Source organism: Bacteroidota bacterium (genome assembly GCA_016194975.1).
Lineage (GTDB): Bacteria > Bacteroidota > Bacteroidia > Palsa-965 > Palsa-965.
The window spans coordinates 20719-38822 of record JACQAM010000008.1; the positions used below are offsets into that span (position 1 = coordinate 20719).

The following is an 18104-nucleotide window of genomic DNA, read 5'->3' on the forward strand; positions in this document are numbered from 1 at the left end:
TTTTTTTTCACTTTACTTTTTCACTTACCACTTCTGCGAATGAACGCTGTTCAATTTTACTCCCGATCCAGCTTACGAAATCGAAGAAGGTAAGCAGCATTCTTTCTTTAGGATCTTTTTCCAATGCAGCAGCCTTTTTTTTCAGGGCAATGAAAGCCGCTTTTCCTGCCGGTGCATGCGTGTGCGTGCGCAGGAATGAAAGAAATAATTTTTCGAAAGGATGAAGAGCCCTGCGTTTTTCGAGATAACGATAAGTCGACCGCATGACCGATTCAAACAGGTCGGCATCACCGCGCTCGTAACGCATCACCAGATGCAGAAGGCGCGTATAATCGCCAAGCGCTGTGTCGGTGGGCAGATCTTTATTGGAGAGAATTTCATTCAGCCGGTAATTACAGCGCACGTAATTCTGCAAACTGAAATGCGCATAGGCAAACATGAAAAGCAAATGCATCTTCTTGATCGGCTGCAAATGGAATTGTGCAAGTAATTTCTCCGCTTGTTTTTCTCTTCGCACTGCCATTATAAAATTCCCGGTGTTTACATCAAACATCACCTGTATGACTAATCCGTAGATCTGCGCCTGCGCCTGGTTGCGGGGATCACGATGACGGATGGCCACTAATTTCTGCAAACTCTTTTTCGCAGCAGAGAATTTTTTTGCGATGATCGCGAATTCCGCAGCATTGCTGAGAAAAGAAATATAATCGCTGAAACGTTCAGCGAGCCGGTGCGGTTGTGATTCGAGCAGTGCAATTACGTGATGAGTATGATCCAGTGCTTCTTTTATATTTCCGAGCAGGCAATGAATAGAAGCGACGGACCGGCCGAGATAAATGCGCGCCGATACGGATAAATTTTTATTCCGGAGCAAATGTGTGTGGAGCATGGAACGGTATATTTTTTCATGCTTCTTTGTTCGCACAACCATCTGGGAGAAATACGTTCTCTGGAATTCATCACCAATGCGCCTGCAATCCATTTCAAGGCGGAACATTTTCGAAATATTTTTTTCTTCGCGGAATAGTTCCTGCAACCGTTCTTCTGTAATATCCCGGAAACCTTCCGTCTCCATCAGTTTTAATTCCCATTGAATGATCTCGAGGAGAATTCCGAAACGTTCATAGCGCTGCGCAGTTTTTTTCGTCCTCCTTAGAATTTCATGACAATGTGCATAATGATATTTACGGAAAAGCGGTTCAACCGAATTGAGTGAGTTTCTCAGTTGAATATCTATACTCGATGCAGCGTAAAAATTACTCAGCGACTTCGAGAGCTGTTCAAAAAGATGATGTTGTGTGAATGAAAAATGGCGAATGTGATGACGAAGCGCCGACCTGATCTTTTCTTTATCATGCAACGGTTGTTGTTCCATCGCATCGAACAAGAGCAGGAATTTGTTATTCTTTTTTGATGAATGAACGGAGGCCTGAAGGCGGAAATATCTTTTTTCACTCTTGCTCAGGGAATGAATGAAGGAAAAAAGTTGCCCGGAATGGATCATAGAAATCTAAAATAAGTATAAATTATTGACGAAAATTAACAGAACGAATATTGATTTTTATTGGTAATAATATGAATTTCTGAAAATAGGACTCAAAAAATCTATTTTCAGAAATCTAAATTAATGATTTTTATTTTTTGCTCCGACAGGCAACCAAAAGTACTTTTATGCCGTCATCTGCCTGTAATCATCATTCTTTTAAAACCCACCTATGCACATGAAAAACAAATTTCTCTTTACCGTCGCATGCTTCGCGGCTATTTCTCTCACGTTCGCTCAGGTCGCGCATCCCTGGCAAATGTTTCATCACGACGCGCAACACGCGGGTTACGCAAATGTAACCGGCCCGCAAACCGCCACGCTCAAATGGTCATACAACCTTGGTGCAGTAGGAATGGAAGGCGGAAACAGTGTTGCTGTTTCCCGCACCGGAACTATTTATGTTGCCGGTCCCAACAAGATCACTGCGCTTGACCGCAATGGAAATTTCAAATGGTCGAAACCTTATCAGAACGCACAGGGCCCTTGCATTTCAAATTCCGGAACAAGAATTTATATTGTCTCGAACAGGAATATTGTTTCGCTCGATACAATGGGAAACCAGGTGTGGTCCTATATGGCGGGCGACACGATGATCTTTGGCGGAACGCTTTCTGCCAATGACAGTGTATTCTATGTTGGGTGCTGGGATAAATATATTTATGCGATCAATACCTGGAACGGAACGCTGAAATGGAGATATCTTACTTTCGGATCTGTTTCTTATCCTCCCACAATTGCAACAGACGGAAGTATTGTTGTAGGCGGTGGTGATGCGCATCGTGCGAGCGACTCTACAGTTTATGCATTGAATCCGAATGGAACTTTAAAGTGGAGATATTTCACCAATGCAATAAGCGGTGCGCATTGTGGTTCTCCTGCTATTGGCCCCGATGGAATGATCTACGAACCGGCGCAACCTACGCTGTATGTTTTCGACAATAACGGAGGATTGAGTTGGTCAGACGGAAGTTTTGCTTCGGAGATCTCCGGAATTATTTCTCCGGCAATTTCTCCCGACACTACAATTTACATCGGGTCGAACCAGGGAAAAGTTTTTGCAATCAACGGAACTACACATGCGACAAAGTGGACGTATCAAACCGGACCCGATCCCATGCAGACAAATTTTTATGGTGTGATCTCGTTTCCTGTTGTGGATCGGTGGGGAACTGTTTACGTGGGTGCGGTCGATCATAAAATTTATGCGCTCGACAAGAATGGGAATCTGAAATGGTCGTACACTACAGGCGGAAGAATTTCGGAAGCATCGCCTGCGTTCGACAGTGATGGTACATTGTACATCACTTCTGCGGATGGTTATCTCTACGCATTTTTCGATACGCTTACACTCGGAATAAATTCACCGGAGCAAATTGAAAATTCCATCACCGTATTTCCGAATCCGAATAATGGAGTCTTCACGGTGAGCGCAACGAAAATTTCTTCGAATGAAAAGATCGAGATCTATAATTCGCTCGGAGAAATCATTCAGTCGGAAAATATTACTTTGGAAAATACTTCCATCGATATAAGCGGCGAGGCGGCCGGAATTTATTTTTACCGCGTTATTTCCAACGGGGTGATGATCGCAACAGGAAAACTTATTACAGAGTAGAAACTAATAGTATGCAAATGAAAGCTTCCGGAAATTTCCGGGGGCTTTTGTTTTTTCCGGTAGTGTATCAGTTTGGATTTTGACAATATTTTCAGTTTGAAACTTAGTGCCATTGTGTCTTTGTGGCATCGCGAAATTTCATTGATAACAAAACAATTTTTATCTGGAAAATACTTACGAGGCCACAAAGTCACAAAACAATTTTTATCTGGAAAATACTTACGAGGCCACAAAGTCACAAAGAAATATCAAAAATTTCAAACTGACCCACTGCCTTTTTTCCAACGGAAGCAAACTATAGTTAATTTTGAATGTTCTGCAGAAAGAGCAGGAAGATCAGACAGTACAATAAAATTTTCCCCCTAAAAATTCATGCTGCAGATCTTCATCGCAAGTTTAGTCCTGAGTCTCATTCACGCTTCCATTCCCAATCACTGGCTGCCGCTGCTCGCCATTGGTAAAACGGAGAAATGGTCGCATCGTGAATTGATGAGCGGCACAGTTATTTCAGGATTCGCACACACGCTCAGTACGGTTTTCATAGGGATCATCGTCGGTGTGATCGGTTATAAATTATCTTCTTCTTATGGAATTATTTCCGGAATTGTAGCACCGGCAATTTTAATTATACTCGGAATTATTTATGTCATTCTGGATCTTGCCGGCAAAGGCCATCATCACCACGATCATTTCCATCATGAAGAACATCCGCATCACCACATTCAGAGACCGGCGCAGCACGTTGATTTGAAAAAATTATCAGTCGTCAAAAAGAAAAAAACAAAATGGGCGGTGCTTTCTACGCTGAGTCTTGGAATGTTTTTAACGCCCTGTGCAGAAATTGAAGCCTACTATTTCAAAGCAAGTACCATGGGCTGGGCAGGAATCTGGATCGTCTCGGCAGTTTATACTTTTGTTACGGTAGGCGGAATGTTGTTACTCGTTTATCTCGGGATGAAAGGAGTGAAGCATCTTAATTTCCATTACATGGAACATCACGAAAAAAGAGTAACGGGAATTGTATTGATCGCAGTAGGGCTGCTTACGTATTTTGTGAATTACTAGAATGCAGGAATAACAATTGCACCAATTATTATTTTTCTTTACACAAAAAACCACAGGAAGTACAGAAAGATCACGATCCACAATCCGCCGAGGAAGTGCCAGTATTTTGAGAGCATTTCCATTCTTGCTTTTTCTAATTTATCGGAGAAAAAAACAACGCTTCGCACATCATCAGCGCGCACGTGCACGACTTTGAACATTTCCATGAAAAGAAAAATGAGTCCGCCGGCAAGATGAAGTAAATGTAATCCTGAAATGATGTAGAGGAATGCACCGCCCGGAGTTTTTATTTCAGTAGTTGTTCCGCTCACTCCGAAAAGTGTGATGTCGGAATTCCACATCTGCATCCACCCGTACACCTGCGCGCAGGCAAACCCGAGAGCGAGCACGAGCGAGAGCAGGAGGAAGTCGAGTAATTTTTTTCCGTCGTCGCGGCGAAATGCGCGCCAGGCTGATTCAATGGTGAAACTTCCGAGGATAATAATGGCGGTGGAAATGATGAATGCCTTTGGAAAATGTTTTCCGGCAAGAACCGTTGCAGGATGATTGAATCCGAACATTGCGATGAGGGTAAGAAAAAGCATGCTGATGCCGGCGATCAAAAACCAGATCATCGTTTTCAGCGGATGATTCTTTGCAGCCCGCCGCATGATTTGCTCTTCGAATTCTTCCCCTTTTTTCATTTTTGTTAGAGGCTGTTTAAAATTCATTTTTTGGAATTGTTATGATGCCATTTTTGTTCAGCCGAGGCGCATTTTGCAGGCCATAGTGGAGCGACTACGGCCAAGAAATGCAACGAAGGATGGACAAAAATGGCGCATAACAAAACAGCACCCCTTCGAAAAAGTCATTTTACCAATGGCAGATAACATTAAAATATTCTCCGGTTCGGCTTCGCGTAATTTCGCGGAGAAAGCTGCGGCTGCTTATGATAAACAGCTGGGAAAACTTTCCCTGCAGCGTTTTTCCGATGGAGAATTCCAGATTTCATTCGAAGAAACAGTTCGTGGTGCTACGGTTTTCCTCGTGCAATCGACAAATCCGCCGACTGATAATTTATTTGAATTACTGCTTATGGCTGATGCTGCAAAGCGCGCTTCTGCCAATGAGATCATCGCTGTGATGCCGTATTTCGGGTGGGCGCGCCAAGACAGGAAAGATCAGCCGCGTGTTGCTATCGGTGCAAAATTAGTGGCCGATATGTTGCAGATTGCCGGCGTGAATCGCGTAATGACGATGGATCTTCACGCCGACCAGATTCAGGGATTTTTCAATATGCCGGTCGATCATCTTTACGCTTCCACGCTTTTCATTCCATACATCCAGAAACTGAATCTTACCAACATTGCGATGGCCGCGCCTGATATGGGCGGAAGCAAACGTGCGAATGCGTATGCGAAACATATGAAATGTGATATCGTGATCTGTTACAAGCAGCGGTCGAAAGCGAATGTAGTGGACAGCATTACCGCCATTGGAGAAATGGAAGGAAAAGATATTATTCTCATTGATGATCTCGTGGATACCGGAGGAACACTATGCAAAGCAGCCGACATGATGCTCGAGCGCGGCGCGAAGAGTGTGCGCGCTATGTGTACGCACGCGGTGTTGTCGGGCAAAGCTTACGAGAACATTGAAAAATCAAGAATTTCAGAATTAATCGTCACCGATACTATTCCGCTGAAACAGGAAAGTAAAAAAATAAAAGTGCTTTCTGTTGCCGGAATGTTTGCCGATGTTTTTCGCCGCGTTATTACGCACGAATCGATCAGTTCACATTTTATCATGTAAGTAAAAAAAAACAAATTCCAAATTTCCAGAACCAGGAAAAAAGATTTTCAATCAGTAGTACAACCAACACAATAAACCAAATAACCAATAACTAAAAAAAACAAGTACCATGAAATCAGTAGCTATGAGCGGTTCGCTTCGTGCGAACGTAGGGAAAAAAGATGCAAAAGCGCTGCGGAATAAAGGAATGGTTCCTTGTGTGCTTTACGGTGGAGAAAAACAGGTGATGTTTGCCGTTGATGAACGCGCATTCAAACATCTCGTTTACACTCCTGACGCCGCAACTGTTGATCTCGACATCGACGGACAAGCACACAAAGCAATTCTGAAAGACCTGCAGATGCATCCCGTTACTGACAGTATTATCCACGCTGACTTCCTGGAAATTCTCGGTGGCAAAAATGTCACGATGAATATTCCGGTGAAGTTCGAAGGAAACGCTGTCGGAGTGCGCGATGGAGGAAGACTTCTCCGCAAAATGCGCAAACTCACCATTAGTGGCCCTCTTGAAAAAATGCCGCAAGCGATCACCATCCAGGTTGCCGATATGAAGATCGGCGATACGGTGCGCGTGAGCGACATGAAAATAGACGGACTCACTTTTATCGACAAACAAAACACAACGATCGTTGCGGTGCGTGTAACGCGTAACGTGGTCGAAGAAGAAGTGAAACCTGCAGTTGCTGCAACAACAGCAGCGCCGGCAGCAGGAGCCGCAGCAACACCGGCAGCGGGAGCCGCAGCGGCACCGGCAGCAGGAGCAGAAGCGAAGAAACCGGCCGGAGACTCGAAGAAAAAATAGCCGCTGATTAACGCGGATTCAGATTTTTCTTTCAGATAATAACCGTGGGGAATTTTCTCCGCGGTTTTTTTATGAAACGAACTGAATGGAAATTGTGGCTAAGCTGTCAATGATGAATTTCCAGGATCGTATTCATCATTTCTTTTTCATTGATAAACCGAAGACAATAAATTCCGCTTGAGAGCGAAGAAAGATCTATTTCGCAATCATCATTTTTGGCGAATGATATAATTGCTTTTCCCTGCAGATCGTAAATGGTGATCTGACCGCTTCCATCAAGATAAAAAATCCCATTGTTTGGATTCGGGTAAACCGCATGAACATCTGGCGCAGAATTCTGATGAATGGAAAGCGGGCCATCAACCGTACATCCTTTGTTATTGTCAAGCGGGCCTCCGCCGCCTGCAAATGCGTTATAGATAGAACTGCATCCATCTGCAAAAACAGCTACTTCCACAGAATGATAGCAGAAATAAGATTCCCCGGAGATCAATGGGGTGCCCACCGCTTCGAGTGAAAGATAAACCGTAGTAGTTGCGTTGTAATAAAAATAAATATCATTTGTCCCGGCAGGAATGATCAGTGAATCTCCGGTATTTACATAAACCATATTATAATTTGGCATGCACCAGATCTGAACGGTGTTCGGTGGCGCGGGAATACTGTCGATCTTCAGATAGAGATCCATTCCCGTTACGTACGGAAAAAGATTGGAGGCAAATCCTAATTCCCAGGAATAACATCCACCCTGGTTGTATCCCTGCTTGCTTGCCGAAGCGAGATGTTGCCTTGCATAAATCCCACTTTGCAACTGTGCACTTGAAGTGATAGTTAATGCAAGCAGGATGCCGGTAAAAAAATATTTCATTCTGAATGGGGTTGGTTTACCAATAGCAATTTAGGAAATAATAAGGAGAAATTCTTCCTGTTCATATTTCATCTGTACTTTGTAGCTTCGTATTTCGCCCAACATGAAATATTTAATAATTGGCCTGGGAAACATTGGTGACGAATACTACGGTACGCGTCACAACATCGGATTTTCAATCCTCGACCATTTTGCGGAAAAAGAGAAACTGAAATTTACGTACGAGCGCCATGCTTTCGTTGCATCCTATAAATTCAAAGGAAGAAATTTCATTCTCATTAAGCCCACCACGTTCATGAACCTGAGCGGGAAAGCTGTTCACTATTGGATGCAGGCAGAAAAAATTTCATTGGAAAATATTCTCGTTATCACCGACGATATTGCACTTCCGTTCGGAACCATCCGCATCAAACAAAAAGGCGGCGCCGGCGGACACAATGGTTTGACCCATATTGAAGAAACACTTCTGTCAGGAGAATATGCGCGCTTACGTTTTGGCGTTGGCAATGAATTTCCCAAAGGAAGACAAGTGGAGTATGTTTTGGGAAAATGGAGCGATGAGCAGAAAAAATTACTGGACGAACGTTTGGATAAATGTTGCGAGGCGATCAAAGCTTTCGGAACGATAGGAATTGGATTGACGATGACGAATTTCAACGGGAAATAATTTTGGGAAGATGGACTTGTTTCTCAGAAGGTAAATAATTCTCTTTTCATTTGCTGATTTCGAGTCTGCCTGCCTTCCTCTATCTTCCATCTTCCATTCGTATATTCGTGCAGTTCGAAATTCGTACTCTTGTCTGAATCCCTTCTGATAACCGGAAATACCCGCGAAGAAAAATACAATTCTCTCCTGCCGCAACTTGTTGCATTGACCGAAGGAGAAAATGATCTCATCGCCAATGTGTCGAATGTAATGGGGGCGCTCAAAGAAACTTTCGGATTTTTATGGGTGGGAATTTATTTTGTGAAAGAAGATCAACTCGTGCTCGGGCCTTTCCAGGGGCCTGTCGCATGCACGCGAATACACAAGGGCAGGGGCGTGTGCGGGAGCGCGTGGGAAAAAAAACAAACGATCATTGTGGAAGACGTGGAAAAATTTCCCGGGCATATTGCCTGCAGTTCCGCTTCGAGATCGGAAATCGTGGTTCCCGTATTCGAAAAAAATAAAAATGTGATCGCCGTGCTTGATGTGGACAGCGAACAATTAAATGATTTTAACAACACTGATCAGCGATTTCTCGAGCAGGTGGCAGGATTGTTGAGCGATTTTCACCGCCGTGCACATGCGTAATTCAAACTGGATCTTCCTTTTACTTTTTCTCGCTTCCTGCGCGCAGATCCTTTCGCCGGGCGGAGGGCCGAAGGATACGAAACCTCCGCTGGTGGTGAAATACATGCCCGACAGCGCCGCTACAAATGTGACGGGCAAACGCATCGTCATCCGCTTCAATGAATATGTTCAGGTTTCTGATCTCGCCAACCAGCTCATCGTTTCCCCTCCTTTGAAAACGCAACCCGAAGTGACGATCCGGAAGAAGGATATCGTGATCGATATACACGATACGTTGTATTCCAACACAACCTATTCGATCTGTTTCGGAAATTCCATAAAAGACATCACGGAGAATAATGTGCTGGATAATTTCCGCTACGTTTTTTCCACCGGCCCGGTCATCGATTCACTTCATGTGAAAGGAAGGATCGTGAATGCACTCACACTTGAAGGCGAGAAGAACGTACTCGTGATGCTTTATAATTCGAGTGATGATTCGGCGCCTTACAAACGGAGGCCGTATTATTTTACAAAGACCAATGCCGACGGAACTTTTCTCGTTACCAATGTGAAAGCGGGGAGTTACCGCATCTTCGCGCTCGATGAAAAAAATTCCGATTACCTCTATGATGTAAGCGACGAAAGGATCGCGTTCATGAATGAACAATTGAATGTAACAGGAAACGCTGACACCATCCTGATGAAAATGTTTCTCGAATCGCCGCCCGCACAGAAAAGACTGAAACTCGATCACACCGACAACGGACACATCACACTCATCTACGCGCAGCCCATAAGCGATCCGAAAGTTGAAACGGATCTCACTGCAGAGGAAAGAAAAGGATATTTTGAAGAGCATTCTCCTTCGGGCGATACGATCGACATCTGGCTGAATAAAACGAACCGCGACTCCATGATCATTCATGTAAAAAACGGAGAAACAAAAGTTGATGATGCCGTAGTACATTTTCAGAAGAAAAACGCAAACAAAAATTCCGGATCAAGAGGAGGAGGCACTGCACAGGCCACACGTCTTTCGCTCAATATTATTTCCGGACAGTCATTCGATCCCGCGAAAAAAATAATCATCTCTTCCTCTGTTCCTGTAAAAAGCCTGAACGAAAAATCCATCATCGTCATGCACGGGAAAGACACGCTTCATACCGAAATTGTTTTATCAGCGAACAAACATCACATTGAAATTCAGAATTCATTTTTACCCGACAGTTCCTATTCTATTTTCATTCAGCCCGGCGCGGTCACCGACTGGTTCGATCATAAGAACGACACGGTGAAAACAAATTTTAAAATTCAGTCGGAAGATTATTATTCGGCGTTGCACGTAAAATTCAGCGGCGCGCCTTCAGGGAAAATTGTTCTGCAATTATTGAATGAAAAGAATTCGGTGGTCCGCGAAAAAATACTGAGTAGCAGCGACACGGTTTCTTTTTCGCATCTCAACCCGGGGCAATATCATTTGCGCATGATAAAAGATGAGAACGGAAATGGAAAATGGGATACGGGAAATTACCGGGAAAAGATGCAGCCGGAAAAAGTGATTTACTATGCGCCGGCAATGAAAATAAGATCGGGATGGGACCTGGATGTGGACTGGAAATTCTAGAGTACTCCCCGCTTAAAGAATATTGAATTCATCAGTATCCAATCCCAGAGGAAAACTTTTCCGGAATTCATTCAGCAATTGCGCAGAAAGTTTTACTGAAGTAACCTCTTCTTTATTCACCACCGAATATTTCATGTATGCTCCTTTGAAATCAATGATCGCGGTATCGCCCGAGTGAAAAATAAAATGTCCATCGTTGCCGATCCGGTTCACGCCGATAACATAACATTGATTTTCCATTGCGCGCGCCATGAGTAAAGTCTTCCATGCCTGCGCGCGCATTTCCGGCCAGTTGGCAACATAAATAAGCGCATCATAATCTGCAACAACGTCTCTTCCGTTTTTTGTCCAGCGATTCCTGCTCCACACCGGGAAACGCAGATCGTAACAGATCATCGGACAAATTTTCCAACCGTTGAGTTCTACGATCAGTTTATTTTTTCCTGCTTCGTAATGTTTGTCTTCTCCTGCCATTCTGAACAAATGACGTTTCGCATATTTTTCAAGACTTCCGTCGGGCCGTACCCACAAAAGCAGGTTGTAATATTTTCCCTGTCCGACCGGGTCATCCCCGTCCGTACCCCGTCCGAATGGCTCGTCCGGGCGGGCGGCACGGGCGGGCGGGCGGGCATTCTCTTCCGCAATGAAACTTCCGGTAACCACTGCGTTGTACTTCGCCGCCTGCGTACGCATCCACGCGAGTGTTTTTCCATCAACAGGTTCGGCCAGTTTTTCCGGCGACATGGAAAATCCAGTCGTGAACATTTCCGGGAGAATAATGAGATCGGTCTTCTCTCCGATCTTTTCCATCAGCCGTTCAAACATAATAAAGTTGGCCTGCTGGTCTTCCCAGTGGAGCATCGATTGAATCGTGGTGACGGTAATATCTTTCATAGAGAACGAAATGTCCCGACTACCAGGGACGAATATCCGAAGTACGAATATACGAATAGGCGGGATGATGTTTTGTCATAACCTCCGTAACTTTACAGGAGATTATCGATTCGCAATTTCATAATCTGTATTACCAGTAATCCAACAAATGAATATCTCACCCAATGCACTGACTGTTTTGCAAAGCCGTTACCTGTTGCGGGATAATGCAGGAATGCTTTGCGAAGATCCCGTTCAGTTATTCCGTCGTGTTTCGAATGCTATGGCGCGATCGGAAAAAAAATTTGGTGGCGATGAAAAAAAAGTTGCGGACGAATTTTATGAGTTGATGAGTTCACTGCGTTTTCTTCCGAATTCTCCTACGCTGATGAATGCAGGAACACCAAAGCAGCAACTGAGCGCATGTTTCGTTTTGCCGGTGGAAGATTCGCTCAATGGAATTTTCGATACGCTGAAACATGCCGCGCTCATTCACCAGAGCGGAGGCGGAACAGGATTTAATTTTTCGAAGATCCGGCCGAAGAATGATTTTCTCCCCGATTCGGGAGGAACTGCTTCCGGACCTTTATCATTCATGGAATTATTCGACGCCTCGACCGAGCGCATCAAGCAGGGAGGAAAACGCCGTGGCGCAAACATGGGAATTCTCAATTGCGATCATCCGGACATTGAGGAATTTATTTCATTCAAGAAAGATCCGCTGGCGTTGCGCAATTTCAATATTTCTGTTGGGGCGGGCGATGCATTTCTTCGTGCGGTAGAAAAAAATGAATCGTGGAATCTTGTTCATCCCGGGAGCGGCGCTGTGACGAAAACTATTTTTGCAAAAGAATTATGGAATAAAATAATTGACAATGCATGGGCCACCGGCGATCCGGGAATGATTTTCATAGATGCTATTGAACGTGCAAATCCGACTCCAAAGCAGGGCGCTATCAATTGTACAAATCCATGCGGAGAAGTTCCTCTGCTTCCTTACGAAGCGTGTAATCTCGGCTCTGTCAATCTTTCCCTTTTTGTAATGCGGAAAAATAATTCTGCGGCCATCGATTATGATACACTGGAGAAAACGATTTTTTCTGCCGTGCGATTTCTCGACAATGTGGTGGAAGAGAATAATTACATTCTTCCTGAAATTGAATCAACCGTAAAACGCAACCGCAAGATCGGCCTGGGTGTAATGGGCTGGGCAGAAATGCTGATCAAGCTCGGAATTCCTTACGCAAGTGAAGAAGCGGTTTCACTCGGGAATTCGTTAATGAAATTCATCAATGAAATTTCGGAAAGGGCATCTGAACTTCTTGCAAAAGAGCGCGGAAATTTTCCGGGATGGGCCGGAAGTATTTTTTCCTCGCGTACACCTGTGCGCAACGCAACGCGTACCGCGATCGCGCCTACGGGAACGATAGGTGTTATCGCGAACACTTCTCCATCTATCGAACCGCTTTTTGCACTTGCCTTCCGGAGGGAACATGTGCTGGGCGGGAAAACGCTGTTGGAAATAAATGAAACGGGAAAAAAATTACTTGAATCAAAAGGGTTGTATTCCAATACAACCATGAACACGATCCTGGCCGAAGGAAGTATTGAACATACTGCTCTTCCCGGCGAAATAAAATCATTGCTTCAAACTTCGCACGCGATCGCGCCCGAATGGCATTTGCGCCACCAGGCCGCCTTCCAGCAGTACACGGATAATGCTGTTTCGAAAACGATCAATCTCCCGAATAACGCAACACGCGGGGACATTTCAGAAATTTACATGCGCGCCTGGAAAATGAGATTGAAAGGGATCACTGTTTTCCGAGATGGATGCAAGCCACAAGTGATGAATGCGGGGACGAGTTGTGAAGTTTGTGTGAGTTGAAGGGCGTACTAACTACGGACAGATCCCGAAAATACGAACCGCTAAAATGCGAATTGATAAGATCGGATTAACATAAAGTTTTAGAACTGTTTTTTCGCTTTAATAATATTCGTACACATATTTCTCCTTCACCGAATAATCATCACTTTCGTATCCGGTTCGGAAAATAACAAATGCGGGCAATCCGTCTTTATCATACTCAAAACTCCACGACTCCTGCTCAAGTAAACACTGAACGAAGATTATTCTTCCGAAGGTGTCCCGTAGCAGCCGATAGTATTGCGGAAGATTTTTGCCATCGATGAATTTTATATCTGGAATTGTATCGAGAACATCAAAATCCTCCTCGAAATACCTGGCAGTGTCGGCATGAGGATGATCATTCGATCTGCACAATTTCGCATTCCAGTTTCCATACGGACAACAATTCATAGAGAAAGCTATAACTCTTGTGCGCGTGTTCAGTGAGTAGCTCGAAGTGTCTGTACTATTAATCCAACCTGATGTTGTCTCAATTATAGTAACGGTTTGGATCTTGTGGAGAGTCGAATAATAATATCTCGCTTCAGATTTGTCTGTTCCCGGCAGATCGTAAGAAATATTTCGCTGCAAATTTCCGAATTGATCGTATTCAAACGATGTAGAATCTACCGGTTCCGGATTCAGCATTTCGGATGGCTTGGTGTAAATGACCACACTTTGCAACCGCACAATTCCATTTCGTAATAATGTTGAATCGTAATAATAGTAGATATCGTCACTCTTATGCATTTTTGAAATTCTCCCGTTTGTATCGAACCAGATTCTTTTCCAGCAATAAAAAGAATCATCATTGATTGTAACCGATCTGATATGATTTTCTCTCACCGTTTCCTTAGTGAGTGTAGCACCCTGCCAGTAGCAGGAACAATTGTACAGACGCAGATTTGCGTAAATGAAATCGCTGAGATCCTGGTAAGGATTTTTTTTCTGCTGAGCGGAAACGATTGCCGGAAATAAAATAAATAAGAAGATCAACCGCATCTGACCTTATAACGCAGAGCGGAAGAAAGGATACGAGAACTTATTTTGAAGTGATGCAGATCGTATTTAGCTCCGGATATGGCCGAGCTCCGTCGAAGGCCGTAGCGGGACGAACGGTTTTTTGAAACGCTACAAATCTTGCTCCTGAAAAAAAGGTCACACTGATCTCACAGATTTACACAGAAATGTTTCTCGTTGATTACGCAGAGGCCTTTTAGAGAATTCGCGGTTCGTACTTTCGTCCGCCGCGGCGGATTGTTCGCAGTTCGTACCCCATTTGAGAACTATCCTCCCAATAGAAAATGTAACGGCCACGGGAGTTTTTTCCACCAGCTTCTCTTCTTCAGTTCAAAAAGTATCGCGCAGAGCGTGATCATTAACAGTGCGAAACAAACATAGAGAATCAGAAATTGTTTGGTAGGATAATTCGTGCAGTATTCATCGAGCACAAATGAAATGATGGCCGAGTGAACGATGTACACGAACAAACTTGCAGAGCCGAGATAGCGGAGCAATTGCAATCCATAGCGTGGTTTGAAAAACTGCATCATCGTTACTCCGATAATGATCGCACCGAGTGCAGCGCACAAGTATGGAATTCCTGCAGGATAAAATAATTCACTGTATCCTTCACGCCCTTCGTCGCCGGGACGATGATAATACATCCATGTTATTCCACCGAGAAAAGAAATAATTCCGAGAGGGAAAAATATTCTCCACATTTTCGAGAACACAGCACCATGTGAATAGACGAGCGATCCTGCCATGGTGAATCCGAGCCACGGAAAAACAGGGAACCATCCATCCACGAGCCAGCTCTTGAACCACCACATCATTCCTGTTGGAAGCGGCGGGGATGCCGGATCGACGAGCGAATGTTCATTCACGCCCGTGCGATATCCAACGAAGTGCTGGAGAATTGGTCCCATTGCAAAACAGATGATCATAAAAAAAATTCTTACACCAACATTTGTTTTCAAAAGAATCGCGCTAACAAGAATTCCGAATGCGGTGAGATATAAAACATCGAACGTGGTGAACGGAACTATTCTCCAGATGAGCCAGTCGATGAGTGCAGCTACTGCAAAAATTTCCAACGCACGTTTCAGAAAATAAAGTGGCGGATGTTTTTTTGATCCGATGCCAACCATGAATCCAGCGAGGAAAACAAATATTGGAGCAGCGAACGATCCGTAAATGCGAATGAGATAACTGTGAGGCGCCGCTAAACTTTCTGCCGCTGAATTTGCGCACAGCATAGTGAAAATGGCAACGCCGCGAAAAATATCAATGGAAGGATATCGTTTGAGATGATCTGTTGGGATGTGATCGAGAATCTTTGTTGACATATATTATCCGATAATGATCCAATGCGCAACGCCATAAATAATTAATAACAATCCGCAACAAACCATATCGAATATCTGCGAACGGTAATTACGATCTTCCTTCTTGCGTATCGCATTCGAAATAATACTGAACACGATGCTCAGCAGAATAAGTGCGAACGTTACATCATGTAATTTATCCACGATCGTAAACGAAGAATGATCGGGCAAGGAAGAATCGACGATGTATTTATTGCCGACAGAAGCAAAGAGCGCGCCGACAGCGAGACTCGTTCGTGCGCCGATCTCATTTCCATCGAGGAAGAAAACAGAAAGCGCAATTAAAAAAGCCACATACAATCCGAGAAATAATTTCAGAAAAATATTTTTACTCACACGCTCAATGCGCGTACTGATGGACAGGCGTGCGTAGGAACTGTTTCCTTTCAGCGTGGGATCGCCGTACGTGGTGTTGTACGTGTAAATGGAAGGAACTAATTTGAAATGGGAAATTTTCCAGCCGTTGAGTTCTACCGATTTATCAATTTTAGAATTCGCGGTATCGGCAATGTAAACTAATTGCGAAGTATCCATATCCGTTTCTTCGAGCAACACATCCAGTGTTTGTCCGTCGAGCGGGAAACGCTGAATGTCCCAGTTCTTTTTGATCATCGCCGAACATTTGTGCGTGGCCCAGTACACATTTCCTTTCAGCTCCGTAGTTGCAAAATCGCGCGACACACTTTCGGAATTCACGATCTCCGTTGTCTCGAGCGGCTTGAGTGTAGAATCTTTGAAAATATACCACACCCAGTAATCGATGCCGAAATCATTCTGCGCGAAACCGAGACTGTAGATCGACGTTACATAAATTCCCACCATCACCGTGTCTTTGTGTGTTGCTTCGTCATCTTCACTTGCAAGCGTGTCTGCAACAATTGCGGTGGTATCTGCTTTTACATTTTTTTTCGTTTGCGCAAAAGCGGAGGCAGGAATGAGAATGGAAATGCAGAGAAAAAACCTGAGGAGAAAATTTCGCATGGGCAAATTTACACTTTATATTTTCTTGAGAATCTCCGCAGCTTTCTCGAGCGTATCATCTTTCTTCGCAAAGCAGAAACGGAGCATATTGTCATAAACCGGCTTGTGATAGAAAACAGAAATAGGAATCGCGGCCACTCCATTCTCTTTCAGCAAACGCACGGCGTAGTCCGTATCTTTTTCTTTTGTGATCTTGTCGTATTGCAGCAATTGGAAATAAGTTCCCGGGCTTGGCGTCAATTTGAATTTCGATCCTTTGATCAGCTTGTTGAATTTATCGCGCTTCTTCTGGTAAAAATTACCGAGATCGAGATAATGTTTTTTATTCTTCAGGAATTCTGCGATACCGTACTGCATAGCGCTGTTGCAGGTGAAAACAAGGAACTGGTGAACCTTGCGGAATTCGGCCATCAGTTCTTTCGGCCCGATGCAATAACCGATCTTCCATCCCGTGGTGTGAAAAGTTTTTCCGAATGAAGAAACGATCAGCGAACGTTTCGCAAGATTCGGATATTTCGCCATGCTCTCATGCAGATTTCCATCGAAGAGAATATGTTCATACACTTCATCAGAAAGAATGATAATGTCTGTATTCTTCGTCAGTTTCTCCAACTGCTTCATGTCATCCGGTTTTAAAACGGCGCCGGTAGGATTGTGCGGAGTGTTGATGATGATCATTCGCGTGTGATGATTCACCACTTTCTTCACTGCGTTCCAGTCGATGGAATATTCCGGCGCAGTGAGTTGCATGTAAATTGTTTTTCCGCCGTTAAGTTCTATCGCCGGCTGGTAACAATCGTATGCCGGTTCGAAAATGATCACTTCATCTCCTTCGCGTACACACGCGGTGATAGCCGTGTAGATCGCTTGTGTTGCGCCTGCTGTAACTGTAATTTCAGTATCGGGATCATACGTTGCTCCGTAAAGTTCACTGGTTTTTTCCGCGATGCGTTCGCGCAGAACAGGAACACCGGGCATAGGCGCATACTGGTTATATCCTTTTTTCATTGCCGCATTCACAAGATCCACTAATTCAGGAGGGCAATTGAAATCGGGAAATCCCTGGGAAAGATTGATCGCGTTGTGCTCTGCAGCAAGTTTCGACATCACGGTAAAAATGGTGGTGCCTGTGCGCGGAAGTTTGGAATTCAATGAGCCGGGAAACTGGGGCATAAAATTTATTCGTAAAAATATTTCATTGGTAAAAGGCCGATTTTCAGGGGAGCGCTGCTAAGGTAGAAAAAAACTTACCCGCAGAAGTATCTTTGCTCAGAGTACGAAATACGAAAACCCGAACGCATTCGGAATTTCGTACTACTGCCTGCTGCATTCTGCCCGCTGCCTGGTAAATACTATCTTTGAAA

16 protein-coding genes are annotated in these 18104 nt (G+C 44.2%); 8 read left to right on the forward strand and 8 right to left on the reverse strand.

Annotated features, from left to right (window positions below):
- Positions 1-7: 7 nt before the first annotated feature.
- Positions 8-1504 carry a hypothetical protein gene (locus HY064_06395; GenBank protein ID MBI3510274.1) on the reverse strand — a complete coding sequence of 499 codons (1497 nt, stop codon included), beginning with the start codon at positions 1502-1504 and terminating at the stop codon, positions 8-10.
- Positions 1505-1721: 217 nt separating this feature from the next.
- Here HY064_06395 and HY064_06400 point away from each other — a divergent pair, with 217 nt between their 5' ends.
- Positions 1722-3161, forward strand: coding sequence for a PQQ-binding-like beta-propeller repeat protein (locus tag HY064_06400; protein MBI3510275.1), 1440 nt, complete (start codon positions 1722-1724; stop codon positions 3159-3161).
- A 372-nt stretch (positions 3162-3533) separates the two neighbouring features.
- Complete coding sequence (locus HY064_06405) at positions 3534-4226, forward strand: hypothetical protein (protein ID MBI3510276.1); 693 nt, start codon at positions 3534-3536, stop codon at positions 4224-4226.
- 38 nt (positions 4227-4264) lie between these two features.
- On the opposite strand, the gene HY064_06410 is transcribed toward HY064_06405, so the two are convergent.
- Positions 4265-4909, reverse strand: a complete 645-nt coding sequence (locus HY064_06410) for a hypothetical protein (protein MBI3510277.1) — start codon at positions 4907-4909, stop codon at positions 4265-4267.
- Between the two features lie 175 nt (positions 4910-5084).
- Here HY064_06410 and HY064_06415 point away from each other — a divergent pair, with 175 nt between their 5' ends.
- On the forward strand, positions 5085-6017 hold the full coding sequence (locus tag HY064_06415; GenBank protein MBI3510278.1) for a ribose-phosphate pyrophosphokinase: 933 nt from the start codon (positions 5085-5087) through the stop codon (positions 6015-6017).
- A 109-nt stretch (positions 6018-6126) separates the two neighbouring features.
- Positions 6127-6819, forward strand: coding sequence for a 50S ribosomal protein L25/general stress protein Ctc (locus HY064_06420; protein MBI3510279.1), 693 nt, complete (start codon positions 6127-6129; stop codon positions 6817-6819).
- A gap of 106 nt (positions 6820-6925) precedes the next feature.
- Here HY064_06420 and HY064_06425 read toward each other — a convergent pair whose 3' ends face one another.
- Complete coding sequence (locus HY064_06425) at positions 6926-7687, reverse strand: T9SS type A sorting domain-containing protein (protein ID MBI3510280.1); 762 nt, start codon at positions 7685-7687, stop codon at positions 6926-6928.
- A 103-nt stretch (positions 7688-7790) separates the two neighbouring features.
- Here HY064_06425 and HY064_06430 point away from each other — a divergent pair, with 103 nt between their 5' ends.
- The 3 genes from HY064_06430 (at position 7791) to HY064_06440 (ending at position 10587) form a co-directional block, all read left to right on the forward strand.
- Positions 7791-8354 carry an aminoacyl-tRNA hydrolase gene (locus tag HY064_06430; GenBank protein ID MBI3510281.1) on the forward strand — a complete coding sequence of 188 codons (564 nt, stop codon included), beginning with the start codon at positions 7791-7793 and terminating at the stop codon, positions 8352-8354.
- 129 nt (positions 8355-8483) lie between these two features.
- A complete protein-coding gene (locus HY064_06435; protein MBI3510282.1) occupies positions 8484-8981 on the forward strand; it encodes a GAF domain-containing protein in 498 nt (165 codons plus the stop codon).
- The gene (locus tag HY064_06440; protein ID MBI3510283.1) at positions 8974-10587 is read left to right on the forward strand and encodes an Ig-like domain-containing protein; all 1614 of its coding nucleotides are present in this window, start codon (positions 8974-8976) and stop codon (positions 10585-10587) included. The genes HY064_06435 and HY064_06440 overlap by 8 nt, the downstream gene beginning before the upstream one ends.
- A gap of 12 nt (positions 10588-10599) precedes the next feature.
- Here HY064_06440 and HY064_06445 read toward each other — a convergent pair whose 3' ends face one another.
- A complete protein-coding gene (locus HY064_06445; protein ID MBI3510284.1) occupies positions 10600-11481 on the reverse strand; it encodes a nitrilase family protein in 882 nt (293 codons plus the stop codon).
- Between the two features lie 148 nt (positions 11482-11629).
- On the opposite strand from HY064_06445, the gene HY064_06450 reads away from it, so the two are divergent.
- On the forward strand, positions 11630-13348 hold the full coding sequence (locus HY064_06450) for an adenosylcobalamin-dependent ribonucleoside-diphosphate reductase (GenBank protein ID MBI3510285.1): 1719 nt from the start codon (positions 11630-11632) through the stop codon (positions 13346-13348).
- Between the two features lie 99 nt (positions 13349-13447).
- Here HY064_06450 and HY064_06455 read toward each other — a convergent pair whose 3' ends face one another.
- From HY064_06455 to HY064_06470, 4 genes are all read right to left on the reverse strand, one after another.
- Positions 13448-14371 carry a hypothetical protein gene (locus HY064_06455; protein ID MBI3510286.1) on the reverse strand — a complete coding sequence of 308 codons (924 nt, stop codon included), beginning with the start codon at positions 14369-14371 and terminating at the stop codon, positions 13448-13450.
- A 284-nt stretch (positions 14372-14655) separates the two neighbouring features.
- On the reverse strand, positions 14656-15720 hold the full coding sequence (locus HY064_06460; protein MBI3510287.1) for a DUF1624 domain-containing protein: 1065 nt from the start codon (positions 15718-15720) through the stop codon (positions 14656-14658).
- 3 nt (positions 15721-15723) lie between these two features.
- Positions 15724-16740 carry a hypothetical protein gene (locus HY064_06465; GenBank protein MBI3510288.1) on the reverse strand — a complete coding sequence of 339 codons (1017 nt, stop codon included), beginning with the start codon at positions 16738-16740 and terminating at the stop codon, positions 15724-15726.
- A 15-nt stretch (positions 16741-16755) separates the two neighbouring features.
- Positions 16756-17913: a methionine aminotransferase gene (locus HY064_06470; protein MBI3510289.1), complete on the reverse strand. Its 1158-nt coding sequence runs from the start codon at positions 17911-17913 to the stop codon at positions 16756-16758.
- Positions 17914-18104: the final 191 nt, after the last annotated feature.

Excerpts from the sequence above, each read along its gene's own strand:
- HY064_06450 (MBI3510285.1), top strand. The coding sequence starts at position 11,630 with ATGAATATCTCACCCAATGCACTGACTGTTTTGCAAAGCCGTTACCTG.
- HY064_06415 (MBI3510278.1), top strand. The coding sequence starts at position 5,085 with ATGGCAGATAACATTAAAATATTCTCCGGTTCGGCTTCGCGTAATTTC.
- HY064_06425 (MBI3510280.1), bottom strand. The coding sequence starts at position 7,687 with ATGAAATATTTTTTTACCGGCATCCTGCTTGCATTAACTATCACTTCA.
- HY064_06440 (MBI3510283.1), top strand. The coding sequence starts at position 8,974 with ATGCGTAATTCAAACTGGATCTTCCTTTTACTTTTTCTCGCTTCCTGC.
- HY064_06430 (MBI3510281.1), top strand. The coding sequence starts at position 7,791 with ATGAAATATTTAATAATTGGCCTGGGAAACATTGGTGACGAATACTAC.
- HY064_06420 (MBI3510279.1), top strand. The coding sequence starts at position 6,127 with ATGAAATCAGTAGCTATGAGCGGTTCGCTTCGTGCGAACGTAGGGAAA.
- HY064_06410 (MBI3510277.1), bottom strand. The coding sequence starts at position 4,909 with ATGAAAAAAGGGGAAGAATTCGAAGAGCAAATCATGCGGCGGGCTGCA.
- HY064_06460 (MBI3510287.1), bottom strand. The coding sequence starts at position 15,720 with ATGTCAACAAAGATTCTCGATCACATCCCAACAGATCATCTCAAACGA.
- HY064_06455 (MBI3510286.1), bottom strand. The coding sequence starts at position 14,371 with ATGCGGTTGATCTTCTTATTTATTTTATTTCCGGCAATCGTTTCCGCT.
- HY064_06465 (MBI3510288.1), bottom strand. The coding sequence starts at position 16,740 with ATGCGAAATTTTCTCCTCAGGTTTTTTCTCTGCATTTCCATTCTCATT.
- HY064_06445 (MBI3510284.1), bottom strand. The coding sequence starts at position 11,481 with ATGAAAGATATTACCGTCACCACGATTCAATCGATGCTCCACTGGGAA.
- HY064_06395 (MBI3510274.1), bottom strand. The coding sequence starts at position 1,504 with ATGATCCATTCCGGGCAACTTTTTTCCTTCATTCATTCCCTGAGCAAG.
- HY064_06470 (MBI3510289.1), bottom strand. The coding sequence starts at position 17,913 with ATGCCCCAGTTTCCCGGCTCATTGAATTCCAAACTTCCGCGCACAGGC.
- HY064_06405 (MBI3510276.1), top strand. The coding sequence starts at position 3,534 with ATGCTGCAGATCTTCATCGCAAGTTTAGTCCTGAGTCTCATTCACGCT.
- HY064_06400 (MBI3510275.1), top strand. The coding sequence starts at position 1,722 with ATGAAAAACAAATTTCTCTTTACCGTCGCATGCTTCGCGGCTATTTCT.